19 protein-coding genes are annotated in these 20,031 nt (G+C 68.2%); 8 read left to right on the top strand and 11 right to left on the bottom strand.

All coding sequences use genetic code 11. The features are described from left to right. Nucleotides 1-99 precede the first annotated feature (99 nt). Nucleotides 100-1,359 (bottom strand): alanine racemase, encoded by a 1,260-nt coding sequence (locus tag ACGFIV_RS21890; RefSeq protein ID WP_358552805.1) that lies wholly within the window; start codon nt 1,357-1,359, stop codon nt 100-102. Between the two features lie 204 nt (nt 1,360-1,563). Here ACGFIV_RS21890 and ACGFIV_RS21885 point away from each other — a divergent pair, with 204 nt between their 5' ends. Beyond that, nucleotides 1,564-1,965: a RidA family protein gene (locus ACGFIV_RS21885; RefSeq protein ID WP_358552807.1), complete on the top strand. Its 402-nt coding sequence runs from the start codon at nt 1,564-1,566 to the stop codon at nt 1,963-1,965. Nucleotides 1,966-1,999: 34 nt separating this feature from the next. Here the strand turns inward: ACGFIV_RS21885 and ACGFIV_RS21880 are convergent, their stop codons facing one another. Together ACGFIV_RS21880 and ACGFIV_RS21875 are read right to left on the bottom strand one after the other, a co-directional pair. Then, nucleotides 2,000-2,665: a TrkA family potassium uptake protein gene (locus ACGFIV_RS21880; protein WP_358552809.1), complete on the bottom strand. Its 666-nt coding sequence runs from the start codon at nt 2,663-2,665 to the stop codon at nt 2,000-2,002. Continuing rightward, on the bottom strand, nt 2,658-4,028 hold the full coding sequence (locus ACGFIV_RS21875; RefSeq protein ID WP_392837281.1) for a TrkH family potassium uptake protein: 1,371 nt from the start codon (nt 4,026-4,028) through the stop codon (nt 2,658-2,660). Before ACGFIV_RS21875 ends, ACGFIV_RS21880 begins: the two co-directional genes overlap by 8 nt. 337 nt (nt 4,029-4,365) lie before the next feature. On the opposite strand from ACGFIV_RS21875, the gene ACGFIV_RS21870 reads away from it, so the two are divergent. Continuing rightward, a complete protein-coding gene (locus ACGFIV_RS21870; protein WP_392837278.1) occupies nt 4,366-5,241 on the top strand; it encodes an alpha/beta fold hydrolase in 876 nt (291 codons plus the stop codon). Nucleotides 5,242-6,187: 946 nt separating this feature from the next. On the opposite strand, the gene ACGFIV_RS21865 is transcribed toward ACGFIV_RS21870, so the two are convergent. The 4 genes from ACGFIV_RS21865 to ACGFIV_RS21850 form a co-directional block, all read right to left on the bottom strand. Then, entirely contained in the window at nt 6,188-6,463 is a 276-nt protein-coding gene (locus ACGFIV_RS21865) for a hypothetical protein (RefSeq protein WP_358552815.1), read from the bottom strand. A 36-nt stretch (nt 6,464-6,499) separates the two neighbouring features. Beyond that, on the bottom strand, nt 6,500-7,039 hold the full coding sequence (locus tag ACGFIV_RS21860) for a hypothetical protein (RefSeq protein ID WP_358552817.1): 540 nt from the start codon (nt 7,037-7,039) through the stop codon (nt 6,500-6,502). After that, the gene (locus tag ACGFIV_RS21855; RefSeq protein ID WP_358552819.1) at nt 7,036-7,284 is read right to left on the bottom strand and encodes a hypothetical protein; all 249 of its coding nucleotides are present in this window, start codon (nt 7,282-7,284) and stop codon (nt 7,036-7,038) included. The genes ACGFIV_RS21860 and ACGFIV_RS21855 overlap by 4 nt, the downstream gene beginning before the upstream one ends. A gap of 387 nt (nt 7,285-7,671) precedes the next feature. Continuing rightward, nucleotides 7,672-8,100 carry an ATP-binding protein gene (locus ACGFIV_RS21850; RefSeq protein ID WP_358552821.1) on the bottom strand — a complete coding sequence of 143 codons (429 nt, stop codon included), beginning with the start codon at nt 8,098-8,100 and terminating at the stop codon, nt 7,672-7,674. A gap of 132 nt (nt 8,101-8,232) precedes the next feature. Between ACGFIV_RS21850 and ACGFIV_RS21845 the strand changes: the two genes are divergently transcribed. From ACGFIV_RS21845 to ACGFIV_RS21835, 3 genes are all read left to right on the top strand, one after another. Then, nucleotides 8,233-9,036: a helix-turn-helix transcriptional regulator gene (locus tag ACGFIV_RS21845; RefSeq protein WP_358552823.1), complete on the top strand. Its 804-nt coding sequence runs from the start codon at nt 8,233-8,235 to the stop codon at nt 9,034-9,036. Continuing rightward, nucleotides 9,033-9,224, top strand: coding sequence for a DUF397 domain-containing protein (locus tag ACGFIV_RS21840; RefSeq protein ID WP_392837271.1), 192 nt, complete (start codon nt 9,033-9,035; stop codon nt 9,222-9,224). The genes ACGFIV_RS21845 and ACGFIV_RS21840 overlap by 4 nt, the downstream gene beginning before the upstream one ends. 187 nt (nt 9,225-9,411) lie before the next feature. Continuing rightward, entirely contained in the window at nt 9,412-10,884 is a 1,473-nt protein-coding gene (locus ACGFIV_RS21835; protein WP_392837268.1) for a glycosyltransferase family 39 protein, read from the top strand. 202 nt (nt 10,885-11,086) lie between these two features. On the opposite strand, the gene ACGFIV_RS21830 is transcribed toward ACGFIV_RS21835, so the two are convergent. Then, on the bottom strand, nt 11,087-14,311 hold the full coding sequence (locus ACGFIV_RS21830; protein WP_392837265.1) for a GH92 family glycosyl hydrolase: 3,225 nt from the start codon (nt 14,309-14,311) through the stop codon (nt 11,087-11,089). Here ACGFIV_RS21830 and ACGFIV_RS21825 point away from each other — a divergent pair. The 3 genes from ACGFIV_RS21825 to ACGFIV_RS21815 all read left to right on the top strand — a co-directional run bounded on the left by ACGFIV_RS21825 (nt 14,202) and on the right by ACGFIV_RS21815 (nt 17,287). Further along, the gene (locus tag ACGFIV_RS21825) at nt 14,202-14,429 is read left to right on the top strand and encodes a hypothetical protein (RefSeq protein ID WP_392837304.1); all 228 of its coding nucleotides are present in this window, start codon (nt 14,202-14,204) and stop codon (nt 14,427-14,429) included. The two genes, ACGFIV_RS21830 and ACGFIV_RS21825, sit on opposite strands and share 110 nt — an antisense overlap. 243 nt (nt 14,430-14,672) lie before the next feature. Then, nucleotides 14,673-16,112, top strand: coding sequence for an acyl-CoA carboxylase subunit beta (locus tag ACGFIV_RS21820; protein ID WP_392837262.1), 1,440 nt, complete (start codon nt 14,673-14,675; stop codon nt 16,110-16,112). A 131-nt stretch (nt 16,113-16,243) separates the two neighbouring features. Continuing rightward, the gene (locus ACGFIV_RS21815) at nt 16,244-17,287 is read left to right on the top strand and encodes a phosphotransferase (protein ID WP_392837259.1); all 1,044 of its coding nucleotides are present in this window, start codon (nt 16,244-16,246) and stop codon (nt 17,285-17,287) included. Here the strand turns inward: ACGFIV_RS21815 and ACGFIV_RS21810 are convergent. From ACGFIV_RS21810 to ACGFIV_RS21800, 3 genes are read right to left on the bottom strand one after another with little or no spacing between them, the layout of a single operon-like run. Then, nucleotides 17,274-18,317 (bottom strand): glycosyltransferase, encoded by a 1,044-nt coding sequence (locus ACGFIV_RS21810; RefSeq protein ID WP_358555917.1) that lies wholly within the window; start codon nt 18,315-18,317, stop codon nt 17,274-17,276. The two genes, ACGFIV_RS21815 and ACGFIV_RS21810, sit on opposite strands and share 14 nt — an antisense overlap. A 32-nt stretch (nt 18,318-18,349) precedes the next feature. Further along, nucleotides 18,350-19,240, bottom strand: coding sequence for a PIG-L family deacetylase (locus ACGFIV_RS21805; RefSeq protein ID WP_358555914.1), 891 nt, complete (start codon nt 19,238-19,240; stop codon nt 18,350-18,352). A 29-nt stretch (nt 19,241-19,269) separates the two neighbouring features. After that, entirely contained in the window at nt 19,270-20,010 is a 741-nt protein-coding gene (locus ACGFIV_RS21800; protein WP_392837254.1) for a glycosyltransferase, read from the bottom strand. Between the last annotated feature and the right edge of the window lie 21 nt (nt 20,011-20,031).

Genomic DNA, 20,031 nt, shown 5'->3' with positions numbered 1-20,031 from the left:
GACATAGCGAAATATTCCTGACTTCCCGATGTCACGCGAGGCGCCACGCTTCCATGATCCCGGGCACGCGTCAACCGCTCTGGTGGATCACGGCGTCGATCAGAAGAACGTCCGGACGAGGTCGACGACCTCGGGGTCCGGCGCCTCCACGTCGTCGACCACGGGGATCAGCGTCCACTTGTCGAAGGCCGTGCACGGATGCGAGAGGCCGAGGCGGACCACGTCACCGCAGTCGACGACAGAGCCGCCTTCGAGGGCCAGGAAGGTGAGCTGGTCGTTGAGCGCGGTGACCCGGGCCCCGCCGAGGATCGAACCGGTCCGCCCCCGCACGGCCTGCGGCTCGGGCAGCCCCTCGTCGAAGGGAAGGTCGCGCTTGCCCGCGTCGAGCAGCGCGAGCGCCGGCTCCGGCCGCGAAACGACCCGGGCCCAGCCGTGCATCGCCGGACGCAGCGGCACGGGCCCGGCGCCGCGGGAGAACGGGGAGATCGCCCGGTAGAAGCCGTCGTCGTGCACGACGTACGCGCCCGACCGCAGCACCACACGCGCGCCGAGCCCACCGAGGACCTCCACGACCTGGTCGAAGTACGCGCTGCCGCCCGCCGTGACGATCGGCTCGTCCACCTCGTGGTCCAGCCTGCCGTGGAGGGCGGCCATCCGCCTCAGGAAGCCGTCCACCGCGGCCAGGCTCTCTGTGGAGGCGTCGTGGCCGAGCGCGCCCTCGTACCCGGCGACGCCGGCCAGGCGCAGCGTGGGAGCGGCCCGCACCGCGCCGGCGATCGCGACCGCCTCGTCCGCGTCCCTCACGCCCGTACGGCCGCCCGGCGCGCCCAGCTCGACGCACACGTCCACCGGCCGCCCGGCTCCCGCCTGGCGCAGGGCGGCGTCCATGACGGCGACCGAACGGGCGGAGTCCACCCAGCACGAGAACAAGAAGCCGGGGTCCCCGTCGAGCTGGGCGCCGACCCAGGCCAGCCCGGCGGGGTCGAGCAGGCTGCCGGCGAGCATCAGGCGACTCACCCCGAAGGCCCGTGCGACGCGGAGCTGCGGCAGGTTCGCGAGCGTGAGTCCCCAGGCCCCGGCGGCGAGCTGGCGCCGCCACAGGACGGGCGCCATGGTGCTCTTGCCGTGCGGGGCCAGCGAGACGCCCGCCGCGGCGACCCAGGCGGCCATGGTCTCGATGTTGTGGTCGAGGGCGCGGCGTTCGAGGGTGAGCAGCGGCGTCCCGAAGTCCGCGAGCGAGGGCCGCCCGGAGAGGTACTCCCCGACCGTGAGTCCGGAGGCCCGGAGGGGCGCGGCCTTGAACCGCCAGTCGAGCCGCTCCTCGCGCAGTGCGGCGACAGCGGCGGCGTCGATCGGCATCCGACCTCCTGGATTTGCGTGGATTGCGCTAGTTTGTACCCGTGTTACCGGTGCCGGTCAACGCGGCCCGACTCACCGCCGTCCGTGCCCGACCACCGCCGTCCGTACCCGACCCACCGCCGTACGTGCCTGACCGCCGCCGTGCCCGTCCGCCCCGGTAGGCTCGGCCGCCGGGACTGTGGGAAGCCGATCTTCGGAGCCGCCATGAGTGACAAGACCGCCATCCGCACCGAGGGCGCGCCCGCGCCGGTGATCCTCTCCCAGGGCGTCCGCAAGGGCCCGTTCCTGCAGGTCTCCGGCCAGGGCCCGATGGACCTTCGGACGTCGGAGTACCTCCACCCGGGCGACGTGCGCGCCCAGACCCGCAGGACGCTGGAGAACGTCAAGGCCGTTCTCACGGCCGGAGGCGCGACCGTCGAGGACGTGCTGATGTTCCGGGTCTACCTCACCAAGCGCGAGGACTTCGCCCCGATGAACGAGGTGTACGGCGATTTCGTCAGGGAGAACTGCCCCAGCGGGGTCCTGCCGGGCCGCACCACCGTCTTCACCGGCCTGCCCCACGAGGCGATGCTCGTGGAGATCGACGCCCTCGCCCACGTCGGCTGACCGCACGCGAGACCTGGGCTTCGCCAAGCGCCGCTCACGTGAGTTCCGCGAAGCGCTCCACCTTCTCGATGGTCCCCGAGACGATGATGACGTCCCCGTACATCAGGACGGTGTCGGCGGTGGCGTAGGTGAACTCCTGTCCCTGGCTCTTGACGCCCACCACCGTGACGCCGTACTTCTTGCGCAGCTTGCACTCCCCGAGAGCGAGACCCACGAGCTCTTTCGGCGGGCGGGTCTTGACCAGGGCGAAGTTCTCGTCGACCTCGATGTAGTCGAGCATCCGGCCGGTCACCAGATGGGCCACGCGCTCACCCATGTCGTGCTCGGGCTGCACGACGTGCCGGATGCCGATCTGCTCCAGGATCCGGGCGTGCTGGCGGCTGACCGCCTTGGCCCAGATGTTCTCCACCTCCAGCTCGACGAGCAGCGAGGCGGTCAGGATGCTCGCCTCCAGGTCGCCGCCGATGGCCACCACGGCCTGGTAGAAGTCGGGCACGCCGAGCTGCTTCAGCGCCTCCATGTCGGTGGAGTCGGCGACGACGACATGGGTGAGGCTCCCCGCGAGGCTCTGCACCACCTTCGCCCGGTTGTCGATGGCCAGCACCTCGGTGCCCCTGCGTACGAGCTCCAGCGCGAGCGAGGTGCCGAACCGGCCCAGCCCGATGACCACCACAGGACTGTCTCTGCTGTACTCAGCCAACGATGGGTCGCTCCTCCGGCAACTCGTAACGGGTGGTGCGCTCGCGCAGCGCGAGCGCGGAACCGAGGGTGAGCGGGCCCACGCGGCCCACGAACATCAGCAGCAGGATCAGCACGTGCCCCGCGGCGGGCAGATCGGCGGTGATGCCGGTGGACATGCCGGCCGTGCCGAAGGCCGACACCGCTTCGAACAGCACCCTGTCCAGGCTATGCGGCGTCAGGGCGAGCAGCGCGTACGTCGAGACCGCCACCAGGCCCACCCCGAGCAGCGCGATCGCCAGGGCCTGGCGCTGGATGGTCTCGGGGACGCGGCGGTGCCCGACGTTCACCCGCGTCTCGCCGCGCAGCTCGGCCCACAGGACGAAGGCCAGCAGCCCGAACGTGGTCACCTTGATCCCGCCGCCGGTGCTGGCGCTGCCGCCTCCGATGAACATCAGCACGTCGGTGGCCAGCCAGCTTGAGGGGTACATCTGCGTGATGTCGATGCTGTTGAAGCCCGCGCTGCGAGGCATGACGCCGGTGAAGAACGCGGCCAGCAGCTTGGCCGGGTCCGACAGCGGGCCGAGCGTCTTGGGGTTGGACCATTCGGTCACCAGGAACACCAGCGTGCCCAGCACGATCAGCGCGGCCGACACCGCCAGCGTGATCCGCGTGAGCACCGACCACCTGCCGGGCCGCCGCCACGAGCGGAGCAGCTCGAACCACACCGGGAAGCCCAGCCCGCCGATGATGACGGCGACCGCGATGGTGACGCAGATCCAGGGATCGGCGACGAACCTCATCAGGCTGTCAGGCCACAGCGCGAACCCCGAGTTGTTGAACGCCGCGACCGCGTGGAAGGCCCCGAGGTACGCCGCCCTGCCGAGCGGCTCGCCGTACCCGATCACGAAGCGGGCGGTGAGCACGACCGTGATGACGACCTCGGACACCAGGCTGAACAGCACCACCTTGCGCACGACCCTGCGCAGGTCGACCATGCTGAGCGCCTTGGTCTCCGCCTGTGCCAGCAGGCTGGCCCGCAGCCCAAGCCGGCCGGAGACCATCACGGCGAAGAGCGTGGCCAGGGTCATGATGCCGAGGCCGCCCACCTGCACCAGCCCCACGATGACGACCTCACCGAAGACCGACCAGTGCGTACCGGTGTCCACGATCACAAGGCCGGTGACGCACACCGCGGAGGTGGCCGTGAACAACGCCTCCAGCAGGTCGGCCCGCTGGCCGGTCGTCGTGGCCAGGGGCAGGGAGAGCAGCGCCGTGCCGACGAGGGCCACCACGCCGAAGCTCCCCACGATCACCTGCGCCGGGTGCTGGAAGCGGCCCACCAGGGCTGCCGCGAACCCCGGCCCACCGCTCAACTGGGTCATGAGGGCGCCGGCACGCGGGCGCGGCGGAACAAGGGATCGGCGAACGTCAAGATCATGGAGCCCCCCGGCCGGAAGTGTGCGCCGGTGGCCTCTGCCGACCAGACCCGCCAGCGCATCGAAGCACAGTAACAAGCACCTGAAACCCTGACCAACCGCGCGGCAAACCTCCCGCTGAGGCCCCTCGGCCCGTTCGCCCGGTCACTCAGGGACGGGGCCCCTTTCCTTACACGCGATGGACACCGCCGTGCCGTGCCCCGGATGCCTCCGACCGGCTGGGAGCCGTGGATCCGGGAGTCTGTACGCTCACACGGAGCAGGGACCGTGAAAGGGAGTGGACATGGCCACCGAATCCCCTCAGCCGCTGGACATCCCCGTCGATGGAGGCGAGTTGCGTGCGCTCCGATGGGGCACCGGGGACGCCGTCATCCTGGCCGCCCACGGGATCACCAGCTCCGCCGCCTCCTGGCAGGCGGTCGCCGGGCGCCTTCCCGCCGGCTGGTCGCTGATCGCCGTCGACCTGCGCGGCCGGGGCGGGAGCACCGACCTGCCGGGGCCGTTCGGCTTCGACCGCCACAGCGCCGACCTGAACGCCGCCGCCCGCCACATCGGCGCCGAGCAGTACGTCCTGACCGGTCACTCCATGGGCGCGTACGTCGCCCTGCTCGCCGCCGTGCGCAGTCCCGAGCTGTACCGGCGGCTGGTCCTCGTCGACGGCGGGATCCCGCTTCCCGTACCCGAGGGCGTCGACCCCGACGCGGTGATGCAGGCGACGCTCGGCCCCGCGCTGGCCCGGCTCACCCGCACCTTCGCCTCCGTCGAGGAGTACTTCGACTTCTGGCGCCCGCATCCGGCGTTCAAGGACTCCTGGAGCGACGACCTGGAGTTCTATCTGCGGTACGACCTCACCGGCGAGCCGGGTGCCCTGCGTTCACGCGCCCAGGCCTCAGCGGTCCGCGCCGACGGACACGATCTGCTGAGCAGCGGGCAGAAGATCACTGACGCGCTCCGCGCGCTGAAGCTCCCCACCGCCCTCCTCACGGCCCCGAGCGGCATGATGGGCGACCCCCCGCCGTTCCTGCCCCCCGCCCTCGTCACCGAGGCCCAGGCCCAGTCCCCCGTCCTCAAAGCCGAGGTCGTCCCCGACACCAACCACTACACCATCCTCTTCAACCCAACATCGGCCCGAACGGTCATCCACCACCTGACCACCTGACCCGTCGGCCCGCGCGATCAGCTCACGTGCCCTGGCGGGCCTTGCGGAGGGGTGCGGGACCCGCAGCACTCCTGTTCGCCAAGCGCGTGCCTCTGCCGGCACGCGACGGGGACCCGATCCACACCTGCAGGTGAGCCTCACTACGGCCCGATCACGACCATCACGCCGCCTGGCGCCATTGCCCGATCGAAGACACGTGAGCCGATAACCAACGAGCGCATTCGAACTTTGGGCCAGCCGCGCCGTCCCTGGTAGAGGGTCGGGCGGTGGGAGCGGTGCGCAATGCCCGTCAGTTGGTGCGGATGGCGCGCTTCGCCGCGCAAGGGTGACCAGGCCGCTACGTTAGGTCCTCAATTTCATCTGCGTGCAAGCCATCGGACGATCAACCAGAGAATCCATGCTTGAACCAAGCCGGCCACCACGAGAACCATGAGGGCGCCGTAAGGACCCACGTCTGGCAAGAAAAGGTCTTGAAGATATGAGAAGGCTGAACTCAACGGCGCGGCAAACAGCAGAATCCAAAGGTACTCCAATCCGCCCCCCCTCCCGGCCAGCGGTATTGTCACCGCGGCTGCTCCAAGAATAAGGAGCACATACAGGAGGGGAATGATTGCCGTCGCCCCGCCCACCTTCCGGCTACCAGTCTTCAGATAGTGCATCAAGGATCTCATGTCCGTGTCGCTTCCTGTACGAGACCAACCTTGGTATGGGGAGTGGGCCGAAGCGGACGTTACCCCTCTTCGGCCCAATCTCAACGGCTTAGAGTCAAGCTACATTGACTTACCGCCCCGGTGGACTACGGACTGGTAGTACGCATACGCCCAAGTCAGCACTCCGGCCTTCTTCGTATCGGATATGCGTTGCAGGTGTAGCTGCGCATAACTGTATAGAAGATCGAATCGACAGATGCCTTTTCAGCCTTGGTCCAGGAATCCGTCCTGCTCAGTTAGATAATTCCGTAGCCGTAGTCGTGCATGTCGCACGCGACACGGAAATCGAAACCACCTGGGAAGCTTCCGCACCTGCCTACTACCGGTACGGTGCAGTTGTCGTTGTTCACGCCGACGACCGCCTTGTTGCCGGGCAACTCGGCGGTGATCCGCGGGCTGCCGTAGGTGCCGTCCCAGTCAGTGTGGATCCCGGCGATCTCCACCGCGAGCGCGGCATCGGCAGCGGCCAGCCACAATCCATTGATGAAGCTAGACCAGGCAATCCAGATCACGCCAGGCCAGAGCGGCGCCTCTTGCCGTATGTGACGCTAGGTGACGATCACCGGCGTGCCGGTGAATTCACGAGGCCGACCTTCACGCGACAGCGAGATCGACCACACATCGCCGTGTCCTGGGCGGCCTCCCGCACGTTCAGCCTCCTTGTCCGCGACGACGACGATCTCGGTCCCCGTCTGGTCGACCTGGAGGACCCGAAGGCCCGGGTACGGGCTCTCCTGCCGGTCGATGTGCGTGGTGTAGCCGTAGGAGGCTAGTGCAGGGGCCAGGATTTCGTAGGGCACGTAAGGGGCGAACGAGCCGTACTTCTCGCGCAGGCGGGTAGGCACCGTGTCACCCTGCTGGCCGGCGAGCCGGTGGACCTGGATACTGATCACACGGCACATCCACCCGTGATCGCGCTCAAATCCGAACTCCACCAGGCCGTAGTCCCGCCGCAGGGTGCCCCGACCGGGGTCGTCCAGGAAATCCGGGCCGAGAACCCGTTCCACCTCCTCGGCTCGTGAACCGATCCTTAGGCCCAGCACAGTGCCAGTCGTGAGCGCCGTTACATAGAAGGCCAGTTCGGTCACTTGATCTTCTCCAAAGCCTTGATAAGGAAGTGCATCTCGGCGGCACGGTTCTTGTTCATGCCCAACTGCCCGCTGTTCATCCGAGCCATAACATCCTTGGCGTTGCGGATGAGGCTGGCGCGCAGCTTGGGATCTGAGCGAACCGCGTCGAGGACCATCCGGAGTTCAACGTCACTCGGGGTGCCGCTGCGCAACCTGATGCCCTTCACGCCGATGCCTCCCTTGCCTTCCGGGAAGATCCGCACCGACCAGCTTTCCCCGACAGGGGATCTTTGGCCAGGATCCGATCGCCTACTTCGATCTCCTCGATCGTACGTCCAGGGACGCTCGATCGTCCCGCCGCCGCATACCAGGTGGGTGCTCGAGCGATCTCGCGTATCCCATGACCACTCTCGTCCAAAGTGGCGATGCGCCGTCGTTCAAGCAGCGACAGGAACCGGGAGCGTGACTCCTCTGCCACCCGCGCGGGAGGGATGCCACCCCGCTTGGCCCGCCACCGATATCCGGTCTTGCGGCCGATGCCTACCCGCAGACACGCCTCCGCCGTCCCGACGCCCGCGCAAAGCGATCAGCGGGCCATATTTACCAGCTTGCCCGCTTCCCAGCGAATCCGTCGGCTCGGTCCGAATGGATTAAATGGGCAATTCACACCATACGATCTTTCCGCCGTCGGGTGGCCACCATGTGCCCCATCCGATGGAAAGCAGGCCGACGAGAAGGAGCCCTCGCCCGCTTTCGTCCTCATCTCCGGGGGCTGCCGGTACGGGCCCGGCGGGATTCCCATCCCATACCTCTATGCGAATGGCGCCGGGCTTGATGGAGAGGCCGACGCGGATGACGTCGGCGTCGCTCTGGGACGGGGTCTCGGCCGACCGCCGCGCCGGAATCGGATTCGCCTTCACGGCATTGCTGACCAGCTCGGACACCACGAGCTCGGCGTCGTCGATTTTAGCGTTATATCCGAATTCGACCAATGTCCGACGTACGTAACGCCGCGCGCTTCCCGCCGCCGTCGGCAGAGGGACCAATACCAGGCATTTCGACCCCATGAGCGTCTGCACGATTTTCCTTTCCACAGGTTCGCCGTAAGGCCAACATCGAGATATCCAGAGTCGTACGCTCCGGAATAGGCCGCCGCGCATACCCCCAAGACGTGAATGCGGCGGCCCCCTCGTGAAAGTGGGTGAGCGATCGTGAACGGCAATCGCATGACACCGCTCGAGTTCTTCGCCAGAGAGCTCCGGCAGGCCCGTGAGGCCGCGGGCATGAGTCAGGCCCAGCTCGCCACGGCGATCGTCGGCTACTCGCCGTCGTTCGTGGCGATGGTGGAGACCAGCCGCAGGGTGCCCAAGCCTGACTTCGCCGAGCGCTGCGACCGCATCCTCGACACCGGAGGCATCTTCTCCAGGCTCGTAGACGACCTGGTCTGCCGCGGCATGCCCCCGGAGTGGCTCGGCAAATGGCTGGTGGTCGAAGCCAAGGCGACCTCGTTGTTGTGGTACGAGCCCCTACTCGTACCGGGTCTCCTGCAGACCGAGCAGTACGCCCGTGAGGTCATCGCGAGGTCAGGAAGGCCGTTCGACGTCGATGACCAAGTGGAGGCTCGGCTCGCACGGCAACGCATTCTGACCGGCGACAACCGACCCATGTTCGTCGTCGTGCTCGACGAAGGCGTGCTTCGGCGACCGGTCGGCGGGCCGAAGGTCATGCACGAACAGCTACAGGTTCTACTCGGCGTCGCCGAGCGGCCGGACGTCGTTATACAGATTGTGCCGCTCGACGCCGGTGCTTATCCTGGCCTCTCCGGACCTCTCGTCATCGCCAATTTCGACGGGGGCGAGGTCGTCTATGTGGACAATGCGCTGAACGGCGATGTCGTCGAACGCGCCGCCGATGTGGCAGCCCTGAAGCGCCTGTGGGAGTCCCTGCGGGCCGAGGCCCTGCCGACGAAGCAATCGATCGACCTGATGGCGAAGGTGGCCGAAACATGGAAATGACCAATTTGCGGTGGCGTAAGTCCTCCTACAGCAGCGGCAACGGCGGTGCGTGTGTCGAGGTCGCGCCCCTGCTCAGCGGTCTGGCCGTACGGGACAGCAAGACGCCCGGCGGTCCGATTCTCCGGTTCTCCCCGGGCGAGTGGCAGACCTTCCTCAGCGCCGTCAAGGACGGCACGCTGAACGTCTGATCTTGTCCTCCGGTCACTGACGGAGCGAAACGGCACCGGCGATCCTTCTGACCTCCTCGGAGCCTGCGGGCAGGCGAGGAGGCCAGAAGGCGACGGGCTGGCCCGGCTGGGGAAGACCCCCCCCTGTTTATCGATCACGATGCGGAAGTGGGTGGCCGGACCGACAGTTGACCACCATCATGGTCAAGTGACTTCGATCACCCGAGTCAGGACAGATGCCCTGCTCTCCCCGTTCGGCCGGACCCCCGTCCTCTCCGTCGCACTGGCGACCAGCGCCGTTCTGCTCGCCGTCAGCCCGTGGTACGGCTACCACCGCGACGAACTCTACTTCCGGCTGCTGGGCGAGCATCCGCGGCTGGGATATTTCGATACACCGCCGCTCACCCCGATGATCGCCCGATTGTCGACGACCGTCTTCGGCGACACGGTCGTCGCCCTGCGGATCGTGCCCGCCCTGTGCGCCGGGCTCGTGATCGTGCTCGTCGCGCTCATGACCAGGGAGCTCGGCGGGAACCGCCGAGCGCAGATCCTGGCCGCGGCGGGAACGGCCACCGCGTCGCTACCTCTGATCGCCGGGCACACGCTGCTCACTCTGACGCCGGATCTCTTGCTGTGGACCGCCACCACGCTGTGCCTGATGCGCGCGTTGCTTCGGGGCGAGGGGCGGTACTGGATCTGGGTCGGCCTGATCGCGGGATTCGCCACCTACAACCGCGATCTGATCGTGCTGCTGCTGGGCGCCATCGGCGTGGGCATCCTGGCCGCCGGCCCTCGCGAGGTCCTGAAGGACAAGCGTCTGTGGATCGGCGCCCTGCTCGCGATCGCGGTCGCGGCGCCCAACCTGGTCTACCAGGTGACCCATGACTGGCCGCAGTTCCAGATGGCCGAGGCATTGAAGATCGACGAGGGGACCACCAACAGGATCACCTTCGTTCCCCTTCAGCTCCTGCTGCTCGGCCCGCCCCAGGCGGTGGTGGGCGTGGTGGGATGGCACCGGCTCTGGCGGGATCCCCGGACCCGGGCCCTCGCCATCGCGTATCCGGTGGCCTGCGCGGTCACCCTGTACTCGGCGGGCAGGGCCGACTACCTCGTGGGGTTCCTGGTGTACCTGTTCGCCGCCGGCTGTGTCTCCGCCGCCGAATGGCGGTGGCGCCGGACTCTGGTCGCGGCGTTCGCGGTCACCGCGGTCGTCTCGATCGTCGTGGCCCTGCCGGTCGTCCCGGCCGCCTCGCTGCCCGGAACCCCGGTCGCCCTCGCCAACGAGGTGTCCGTCGAGTCCGTGGGGATGTACGACCTGGCCCGGCAGGTAGGCCAGGTGGTACACGGGCTGCCCGAGCAGGATCGGGCCGGGGCGGTGCTGCTGGCCGGGAACTACGGGGAGGCCGGCGCGCTCGACCGGTGGGCGGGCGAGTTCGGCCTGCCGAAGGTCTACAGCGGCCACAACGAACTGTGGTGGTGGGGCCCGCCTCCCGAGGGGACGCGCGTGGTGGTGGCGGTCGACTTCACCGCTCGGGGCCTCGGCACGGTGTTCGCCCGATGCGCCCAGGCCGCCACGGTGACCGGGATGGCCGGCGAGGAGCAGGACAATCCGATCGTCGTCTGCCACGACCCGCTCCAGCCCTGGAGTCAGATCTGGCCGAAGGTCCGTCACTACAACTGACCCACGTGGGCGGATGCCGGGAATCTCCGGCCTTCGCCCACGGGGAGTGGCTCGCCGGGAAACGGCGCCCAGAGGGGTGGCCCGGGACTCGGCGGAAGGGCTCGGCGTGGGATCCGGGTCCCTGAGACCCGGCCCGCACGTCGACGGAAAAGGACCCCACGGAGGGCTCGCGCCCCCCGTGGGGTCCTTGGTCATCTATGGGTCAGGAGAAGGCCCACGCGAAGAGGTGCAACGCGCCGCCCTCGACCGGTGAGAACTTCACGCTCTTCACCTTCTTGCCCGGGGTCAGCGCGATCGGCTGGGCGGCGAATACGAAGGTGCTGAGGGGCTGGACCTGCCAGGAGCCCGTGTACAACCGGTAGGGCGCCTGGGCCACGATCTCGTTCCCGTAGCTGGGCGGGCTACCTCCGTAGTTCAGCATCCAGTCGCTGAAGCCCAGCTTGGCCGTGCTCGTCGAGCCGTCGGTGTAGGTGATCGTCGTGTCCACCAGCGGTGCGGTGTTGGTGCCCGACCCGAGGAAGGCGAGCTTGGTGGCCCCGTCGGGCGCCGCCATCTCGATCGCCTGGCTCCCCGTCACCAGGTTGTCCCACTCGCCGAGCTTGCGGTTCGGCCAGGTGAACCGGAAGCCCTTCCAGTCGAGCTTGCCGCCCGGCGTCAGCCCGGCTCCCGCGAGTGCCTGGGCCGGATAGGCGAACCCGGCTCCGTCGAGGTTGGCCTGGCCCGGCTCGGCCTCGTTCCCGAGGCCGGCGTTGTTGTGGTACCAGTCGATCGTCCCGCGCTTGGCGATGTTGAGCCGTACGCCGGTGGTGAGCGCCGTGGAGACCGGGCCCGAGGGCGTCGGCTCCGTCGCGGAGATCGGCACGGTCTGGAACCCGAGGGCCACGCCGGAACCCACGGTGATGCTGAGCTTCACCGTGGCCCTGCCTCCGGCCGGCACCTGCAAGGTCCCACCGGCGGGCGAGACGGTGATGCCCGCCGGGGGCTTCGCCTCCCACTTCAGCGACACGGCCCTGGTCGCGGACTGGGCGGCGAACTGCGCCTCGAAGGTCGCGCCCGGCTCGACCGGGCCGCTGCCCGGGTCCGCGCCGATGACGTACTGCCGCGCGCCGTCGTTGAACGACGGCGGCGCGTCGTTCGCGCCTGCTCCGAACGTGGTGTTCGGCGTGGTGCCGAGCGTGAAGTCGAGCCGGCCTCCGCCGGTCGCGAACGACTCGGGCAGCCACGCCTTGGTCGTCGCCACCCCGTTCACCTTGAGCGTCCGGACGTACCGGCTCGCGGAGCCGGGCGCGTTGATCTCGATGCTCCCCTTGTCCCGCGTAATAGTGATCTTGTCGAACAGCGGGGTGTTGACCAGCAGTTCCGCCCTGCCGGGGATGGCCGGGAAGATGCCCATGGCCGACCACACATACCAGGAGCCCATGGCCCCGAGGTCGTCGTTCCCCGCCAGCCCGTCAGGGCCGGACGTGAACAGCTCCTGCTGCACCCGCCGCACGAGGTCCTGGGTCTTGTACGGCTGCCCCGCCCACGCGTACAGCCACGGCGCCGGCAAGGAGGGCTCGTTGCCCATGTAGGCGTAGGGTTCCTTCGGACCGGCGTTGAGCTTCTTGAAGTACCCGTCGAGCCGGCTGACCGCCTTGGCGTTGCCGCCCATGATGTCGAACAGGCCGCGCGGGTTGTGCGGCACCAGCCACTGGTACTGCGCGCCGTTGCCCTCGACGTAGACGTCGGGGCTCGCGGGGTCGAAGGGAGAGGTGAACGACCCTTCGGCCATGCGCGGCTGGATCCAGGAGTTCGCCGGGTTGTAGATGTTCTGCCAGGCCTGCGAGCGCTTCATGAACTCGCCCGACGTCGTCGCGTCACCGAGACGGGAGGCGAGCTGGGCCAGCCCGAAGTCCGCGACGCCGTACTCCAGCGTCGAGGAGGGGTCCGCCGGGACGTACCCCTTGGCCATGAAGGCGGCGTTGCCCGGCCGCTCGTCGTACTTGGCCTGCGGGTGGCCGATGTCCATCGGGCCGACGCGCCTGGCCGCCGCGACCATGGCCTTCAGGAACGCGGGAGCGTCGTAGGCGCGCGCCCCGAAGGCGTACATGCTGGAGATGATCGAGTGGAACGGGTCACCCACCATGACGCCGGTGACCGCGCTCTGGTGGGACCACCGGTCCCAGACGTTGCCGATCGACTGCGCGTTGTCGTACATCGACTGCGCGATGTCGCTGCCCACGTCGGGGGCGAGCAGGGCGAGGAGCTGCACCTCGCTGCGGTAGATGTCCCACCCGGAGAAGGTCGCGTAGTGGTGACGGCCCGCGGCGACCTTGTGGGGCTGGTTGTCCATCCCGGTGTACGTGCCGTCGACGTCCTCGGCGACGTACGGCTGGAGCAGGGAGTGGTAGAGGTTGCTGTAGAAGGTGCGCCGCTGCTCCAGGGTCCCGCCCGTGACCCCCACCTGGCCGAGCCGCTTGCTCCAGGTCGCCTGGGCCTTCGCCGCGACCTGGTCGAGGCCGTCGGTACCGATCTCGGTCTTCACGTTGTTCCTGGCCCCGGCGATGCTCACGTAGGACAGCCCCACGCGCATCTGCACCGGCCTGGCGGAGTCGAACCGCAGGTACGCGCCCGAGCCGGGGCCGTTCACGACCACGTCCTGGGCCGTCACTGTCTCACCCCTGACCTTCGCCCTGGAGGCGTTCTTCACCGACTGGACGCCCGGGAGCACGGCGTCGTCCTTCCACGTGCCCGAGCCGGTGACCGGCTGGTCGAAGGTGGCGGAGAAGTAGACCTTGTACCGCATCGGGGGGCCGCAGAAGCCGCCGGTCTGGACCCAGCCCTCGACGGTGTTCCCGGTGATCCGGGTCTCTCCGTCGTCGATGCCGTTGACCGACCCGCTGGTGTTCAGCAGCAGCGTGCCCGGCTTGCCCTGCGGGAAGGTGAACCGCCCGACGCCGGCGCGGGTGCTCACCGACAGCTCCGCCTTGACCCCGGTGTCCAGGGTCGTGCCGTAGAAGCCGGGCGATGCCTTCTCGTTCTCATGCTTGAACGTCTGCACGTAGTCGTCGCCGTGCGTGGCCGGCGACCTGCCGATCGCCCCGGAGATCGGCATCACGGGGAAGTCCTGCGCGCCCGTACACCCGGGGCCCGAGATGTGGGTCATCGAGAAGCCGCGCAACCGGTTGTCTTCCCATTTGTAGCCACCGCCGGCGTTCGCCACCGTGTCGGGGCTCCACTGCATCATCCCGAACGGCAGGACGGCGCCGGGGAAGTTCATGCCGCCCCCGCCGCCGTGGCCGAAGTCGGGGCCTCCCTCCTTGGTCCCGAGGAAGGTGTTGACCAAGGCGGCCGGGTCCTCGATTGTGGAGGACTGGGCGACCGCGCCCGCCGGAAAAGCCGTCGCGGCCAGAACGGCGGCGACTATAGGTAACGACCATATGGACAAGGCACGTCCTCCAGGCAGTGAGTTCACGTCATGGAAACATGAACGCGAATCGCCGTGTGGCGTCAACCTGCAGAAGTTCCGGCCACAAGTTGCCACCGTGGCGCGCGGCGACCTGTGAGGGCGGCCTTCCCGGGCACGGATGGACACCCGCCGCACCCCGCCCCACCTGCTACGACGTACCGGCGTGAACGCCAGGCGGACCGCCGGGGCGGGGGCCGGGAAAACGGGACAGGGCCAGGAAAACGGGGGGCAGGGGCACCGCTCAAAACGATTACTACACAAACAGGGGTTGGCTCGCATCGATGGCTGGTGCAAATTCGACACTATTACCGGTCGACTCCATACAGCAGGGAATTCAGCGATGACTGTCCTGTCCACCATTGCGGTCGAGGAATCCCCGGCTCAGCGGATCGACGGCCGGGCGCCATCGGTCCGCCTCGCGCGGCTGCTCGACCCCGGCTCCCCCGTGCCGCTCCACGGTGACGACGACAGCGGTGTGCGGGCCGTACGCGGGCTGGTGGACGGAGCCCCGGTCGTCGCCTACTGCACCGACGCCACGCGGATGGGCGGCGCGCTCGGCGCCGCGGGCGCGATGCGCATCGTCGAGGCGATCGAGACCGCCGAGCGCCTGGGCTGCCCGGTCGTCGGCCTGTGGCACTCCGGGGGGGCCCGGCTCGCGGACGGGGTCGAGTCGATGCACGGCGTCGGGCTCATGTTCGCCGCCATGACGCGGGCCTCCGGCGTCATCCCGCAGATCTCCGTCGTCCTCGGCCCGGCGGCGGGGGCCGCGGCGTACGGCCCGGCGCTCACCGACATCGTCATGATGACCGACGCCGCCCGCGTCTTCGTGACCGGCCCCGACATCGTGCGCAGCGTCACGGGCGAGACCATCGACATGGCGGGGCTCGGCGGCCCCGAGACCCACGGGCCCAAATCGGGGGTCGCCCACATCACGGTCGGCGGCGAGGACGAGGCGTACGTCCGGGCTCGCCGCCTCGTCGGGTTCTTCTCCCTTCCCGGCGCCTTCGACCTCGCGCGACTACGGGAGCCGAGGGACCTCGGTGGGTTCCTGCCCGAGTCGCCTCGCCGGGCGTACGACGTGCGGCCGCTCGTCCACGCCATCATGGACGGCGACGAGGGCGGGGTGGTCTTCGAGGAACTGCAGCCGCGCTGGGCCGCCAACCTCCTGGTGGGGCTCGGCCGGCTCGGCGGCCGGTCCGTCGGCGTGCTCGCCAACAACCCCATCCGCAAGGGTGGCTGCCTGGACTCCCTGTCGGCCGAGAAGGGATCGCGGTTCGTCCGCATGTGCGACTCGCTCGGCATCCCCCTCGTCGTGCTGGTGGACGTGCCCGGCTACCTTCCCGGGGTCGGGCAGGAGTGGGGCGGCGTCGTGAGACGTGGCGCCAAGCTCCTGCACGCCTTCGCCGAGTCGGTCGTGCCCCGGGTCACCCTGATCACCCGGAAGGCCTACGGCGGGGCCTACATCGCCATGAACTCCCGCTCGCTCGGCGCCACGGCGGTCTTCGCCTGGCCCGGCGCCGAGGTGGCGGTGATGGGGGCCGAGGCGGCGGTCGGCGTCCTGCACAAGAAGGCACTCGCCGCGGCCCCGGAGGCCGGACGCGACGAGCTGCGGGCGCGCCTGGTCGAGGAGCACCGGCAGGTGGCCGGCGGCGTCGATCGGGCGATGTCCCTCGGGGTCGTCGACGAGGTCATCGCGCCCGCGACCACGCGGCTCCGGCTCGCCGAGGCCCTCGCGGGCGCGCCGCATTCCCGGGGACGCCATTCCAACATTCCGCTGTGAAATACCGGAACAAAGGTGCGGCCTGGCCGTGCCGGCGGGTTCGCAGGAACCGGGTCGAGTTGGTGCGGGTGAACTGACCAGCATGCGGATTAGCGGGATGGCGAGTCTCCGGATTGCGTAACCTTCCGAAGGTGGCTGCGGAACATCCTGACTTGCCGGCGTCCTCACTAGGTGAGCATGACCTGATACAGGTCGCCCGGACTTTCAACCTGGGCTCTGTACGCGGTGCGACGTTCCTGCCCTCGGGAATGATGAACCGCAACTGGCGGGTGAGCACCGGGGTCGGAGTGCTGGCCGTCAAGGAGATCCTTGATGTTCCGGTGCCGAAGGCTCGGCGCAGTCTGACCGTTGTGCGCCAGCTGGCGGATGCCGGGCTTCCGGTCTGTGCCCCGCGTGCCACTGTCTCCGGAGATGTGGTGGCCGAGATCGATGGTCGTGGCTTTTGTGTTCTGCCCTGGGCCGAGGGGAGCCACCGCCCCGGGGCGGCGCTGACAGTCAATGAAACCGCAGACCTCGGTAGGCTCGTCGGGCGATTGCACGAGGCATTGGCTGCCCCTGACATCGGATTGGATCCCGTGGCGGATCGGCCGCGGATGAAGGTGACGCCCGCCAACGCGGCACTGGCGGAGGCCGATCGTTTCCTCCAAATCATCGCTACCCGAGAGGAGCGGGACGCGTTCGACGCGGCCACGCTTGAGGCGCTGCGGCAGCGCAGGGAACTGCTCTTCGGGCGTGCCAGCGAAGCTCCGCGTGATGATCTCACTCTGGGTCCGGTCGGCTGGACCCATGGGGATCTGCAGCCCCTCAATCTGCTGTGGCGGGACGGGGCGGTCGTGGCCGTGCTGGATTGGGATCGACTGGGAGTCCGCCCTTACGGCGAGGAGGTCGTTCGTACCGCCCAGGTGCAATTCACCAGCGACGATGGCCGTCTGGATCTGGAGCGGGTAGCGGCCTTCACCGCCGGATACCGCTCACATGTGACGATCGCCGACGAGGACCTGGTGGATGCGGTCGAGCGGCTGTGGTGGAAGCGTCTGACCGACTTCTGGCAGTTGCAGTGGCACTACGACAAGGGCGATCACGGGCCGGATCGGTTGTGGGAGTCCGGGGAACGGCTGCTGCACTGGTGGACCGCCAATCGTGACTTGGTGAGCGCCGCGTTCACGTCCCGATGATGCCCGCGGCGGCCAGTTCTGGAAGACGGCAGCGAGTCAGCGGGATGGCCCGGCGGCCCGCCTGATCGGCCAGTTCGGCGAGCCGGTCCTGAGTGAGAGTCCGGATCAACGCGATCCAGGCGGCATGTTGATCGGGTGGGGCGAGAAGCGTGGGATCGCCGATGGCTTCGCCGATGCCGCCCTTGGCGGAGCCGATGGCGGGCAGTCCGGCCAGGGCGGCTTCGATGATCACTCTGGGGAAGGCGTCGTCGACCACGCTGGGGACTAGGAGCAACCGGTGACGCCGATAGAGGGCGGTCATATCGTGGGGGTCGTAGGTGCGGGGTAGGTAGGTGACGTTGGGGTGGCAGGCGAATTCGGCTGCGGTATCCCACCAGCCCTCCACCAGGGTGAAGCGCCGATGCGGGAGTAACTCGGCGAGCTGGTGCATGAGCTTGGCGCCTTTGGCCGGAACCGGGTTGATCATGAGGAGATCCGCGTCAGGTGACCCGGAGGGCTCGTCTGGCGGCCGGAACGGCGGGTAGAACAACACAGCCGCGTGCGTGGACGGTGTCTGAGACAGGACGAACTGGGATGTGGCCAATGCGCAGTGGGGCCTACCGTCCAGGACGTGCATACCGGTGTTCGAGACAGAGTGTAGCCAGCCCAAGACCTTCGTCTTGGTCCGGGCGTGGGCAGCGAGTTCCGCTGAGCCTTCCTGGGAAGTGATGACGAGGTCGGGCCTTTCCTCCCGCAGTGTCGTATCGAGCACTTTTATTAACACGTTCTGGGCGACCACCCGGATACGAACGCCATTGCTTAGGTAATGCAACTCTCTGTTGCCAGCCTGGTAGTCATATGCGATAGCAGAGCGATTCAGATGCCCCAGTATCGCCGGCAGCATCGAGGTCGTCGCCCATGGGGGTTCGTGTGAGGCCAGATAGAGGGTTCTCCAGCCTGCGGCGGCGAACTGCTCTGCAAGCACTTGTTGGGAGACCTCGGCGCCGCCGATCAGAAACGGCGGCGGGATCCGCCGCCAGGCGAACAGCACTGTTCCGGGTACGGCTCGCGCCGGAGGAGCCGTCATCGCGGGGCCACCCGGTAGAGGCGTTCAGCGAAGCGGTCTCGGCTGGCGCCGGGGACGGACTGCGCGACGGTCCAGGCGTGACGTATCGGCCGGTACATGGCTGACAGCGGCTGCAATTGGGAGGCATACAGGTACAGCAGCGTGAGCTTGTCGAGCAGCACATCAGTGATGTCGACGACGTCGGCGACCATTGCGTCCCCGACGCGTGCGGCGAACAGGTGCTGGTCGTCGGCGGAAAGACTGTAGGTCTGCCAGAACGCGGAATCTTCCCAGAACCATCGGCAGCCGAGCCGTCGCGCGGCATCGTGGACCAGGAGGTGGTCGGGGTGGCGTGTAACCGCAGCCGGAGCCAGAAGCTCGGCTTCATGCCAGTCACCCAGTTCCGCAAGGGTCAAATCCAGATCGGCGACAACGCGGTCCAGGATGTGGGGTTCGTACGCCCGATAGGGAGCCTCGGCGTCGTGGTAGCCGAGTAGCCGCTGATTGCCATGCAGCGGGCGGAGTGCCTGGGTGGATTCGGCCGCACGGAGTCGGGAGATCGCCTCCTCTCCCGAATGCTCAGCATGCACAGACGTGTGCGCTGTGGCCGAACGGCTGAAGACGGTCACCACGGTAAGTGGACGCGCCCGGGTTAGGAACAGGCCGCTCGCCGAGAGCGCCAGATCATCGTGATGGGGTTCGATCACCACGACTGGACGTCCGGCCGGGTGACGCTGCTCGATCAGGTACGGCTGCCTGTCGTACGGGGCCTTGATCTCGATGATCGTCTTGTCGCCGTTGCTGCGACGACCGGCGAGTCGGTCCTGATGGGTGCGATGGGCGGCAGCGAGGTCGTCGGGGTAGGTGTAGACGCCGATGGCGTTGGGAATCGGAAGCGGTTGGTCCACGGCAGGGTTCCTTCAAGGTGTGATGTCGTTCAGCGGACCGTGGTGTCGTACCAGGGCTGCCAGAACCGGCGGGAGGTCCGGAACAGCCGGGCGATGATCGGGTTTGCCCGCCAGATCATGCGCCAGCTGGACCATTGCTCGAACCGGCGCAACGATGGTCGGACCCGCAGGTCCGTGAGGTAGATGACCGGGGCCTGTCGCCGACGGCCCAGGCGAATCAGGCGGGCGAAGAAGTCGACGTCTTCGCTCATGAACAACTCGCTTCGATACCCGCCCAGCGTGAAAAACGCCTCCCGGGTGCAGAACTGGGTTACGCCCTGGGCGCCGCCGAAGTGCCGCCGGTAGAGGGCCCAGGCGGCTACCAGAAGTCGGGCACCGAGTTTGGTCGGCTCGTACAGGGCGGGGATCGTCCCACCGACGCAGGCCCCGGAGGTCAGGTGGCGCATCGCGGCGTAGATGCCGTCCTCTGGGAAGTCCACGTCGGCGTCAATGAACACCAGGCGGTCACCGCGGGCTGCGGCGGCGCCCGTGTTACGGGCTCGGCCGATCCCCCGCAGGGGTTCGGCGACGATGCGAGCCCCGTAGTCAGCGGCGATCTGGGCTGTGGCGTCGGTGCTGGCGTTGTCGACCACGATGATCTCGCCACGTCCACCGGTCGCCTTTTCCCAGTACCTGAGCGCGGTGAGCACGGTGGGCAGGTACTGGGGCAGGTAGCGTTCCTCGTTGTAGGCCGGGATCACGATGGACACCTCGGGCGTCTGCTCATTCATGCCGTCCCCCCCTTTCACGAA

Origin of the sequence: Sphaerisporangium sp. NPDC049003, from assembly GCF_043197795.1 — a bacterium.
In the GTDB taxonomy this organism is placed as follows: Bacteria; Actinomycetota; Actinomycetes; order Streptosporangiales; family Streptosporangiaceae; genus Sphaerisporangium.
The sequence above is the reverse complement of the archived record's forward strand: the minus strand, read 5'-3'. Positions and strand labels throughout refer to the sequence as shown.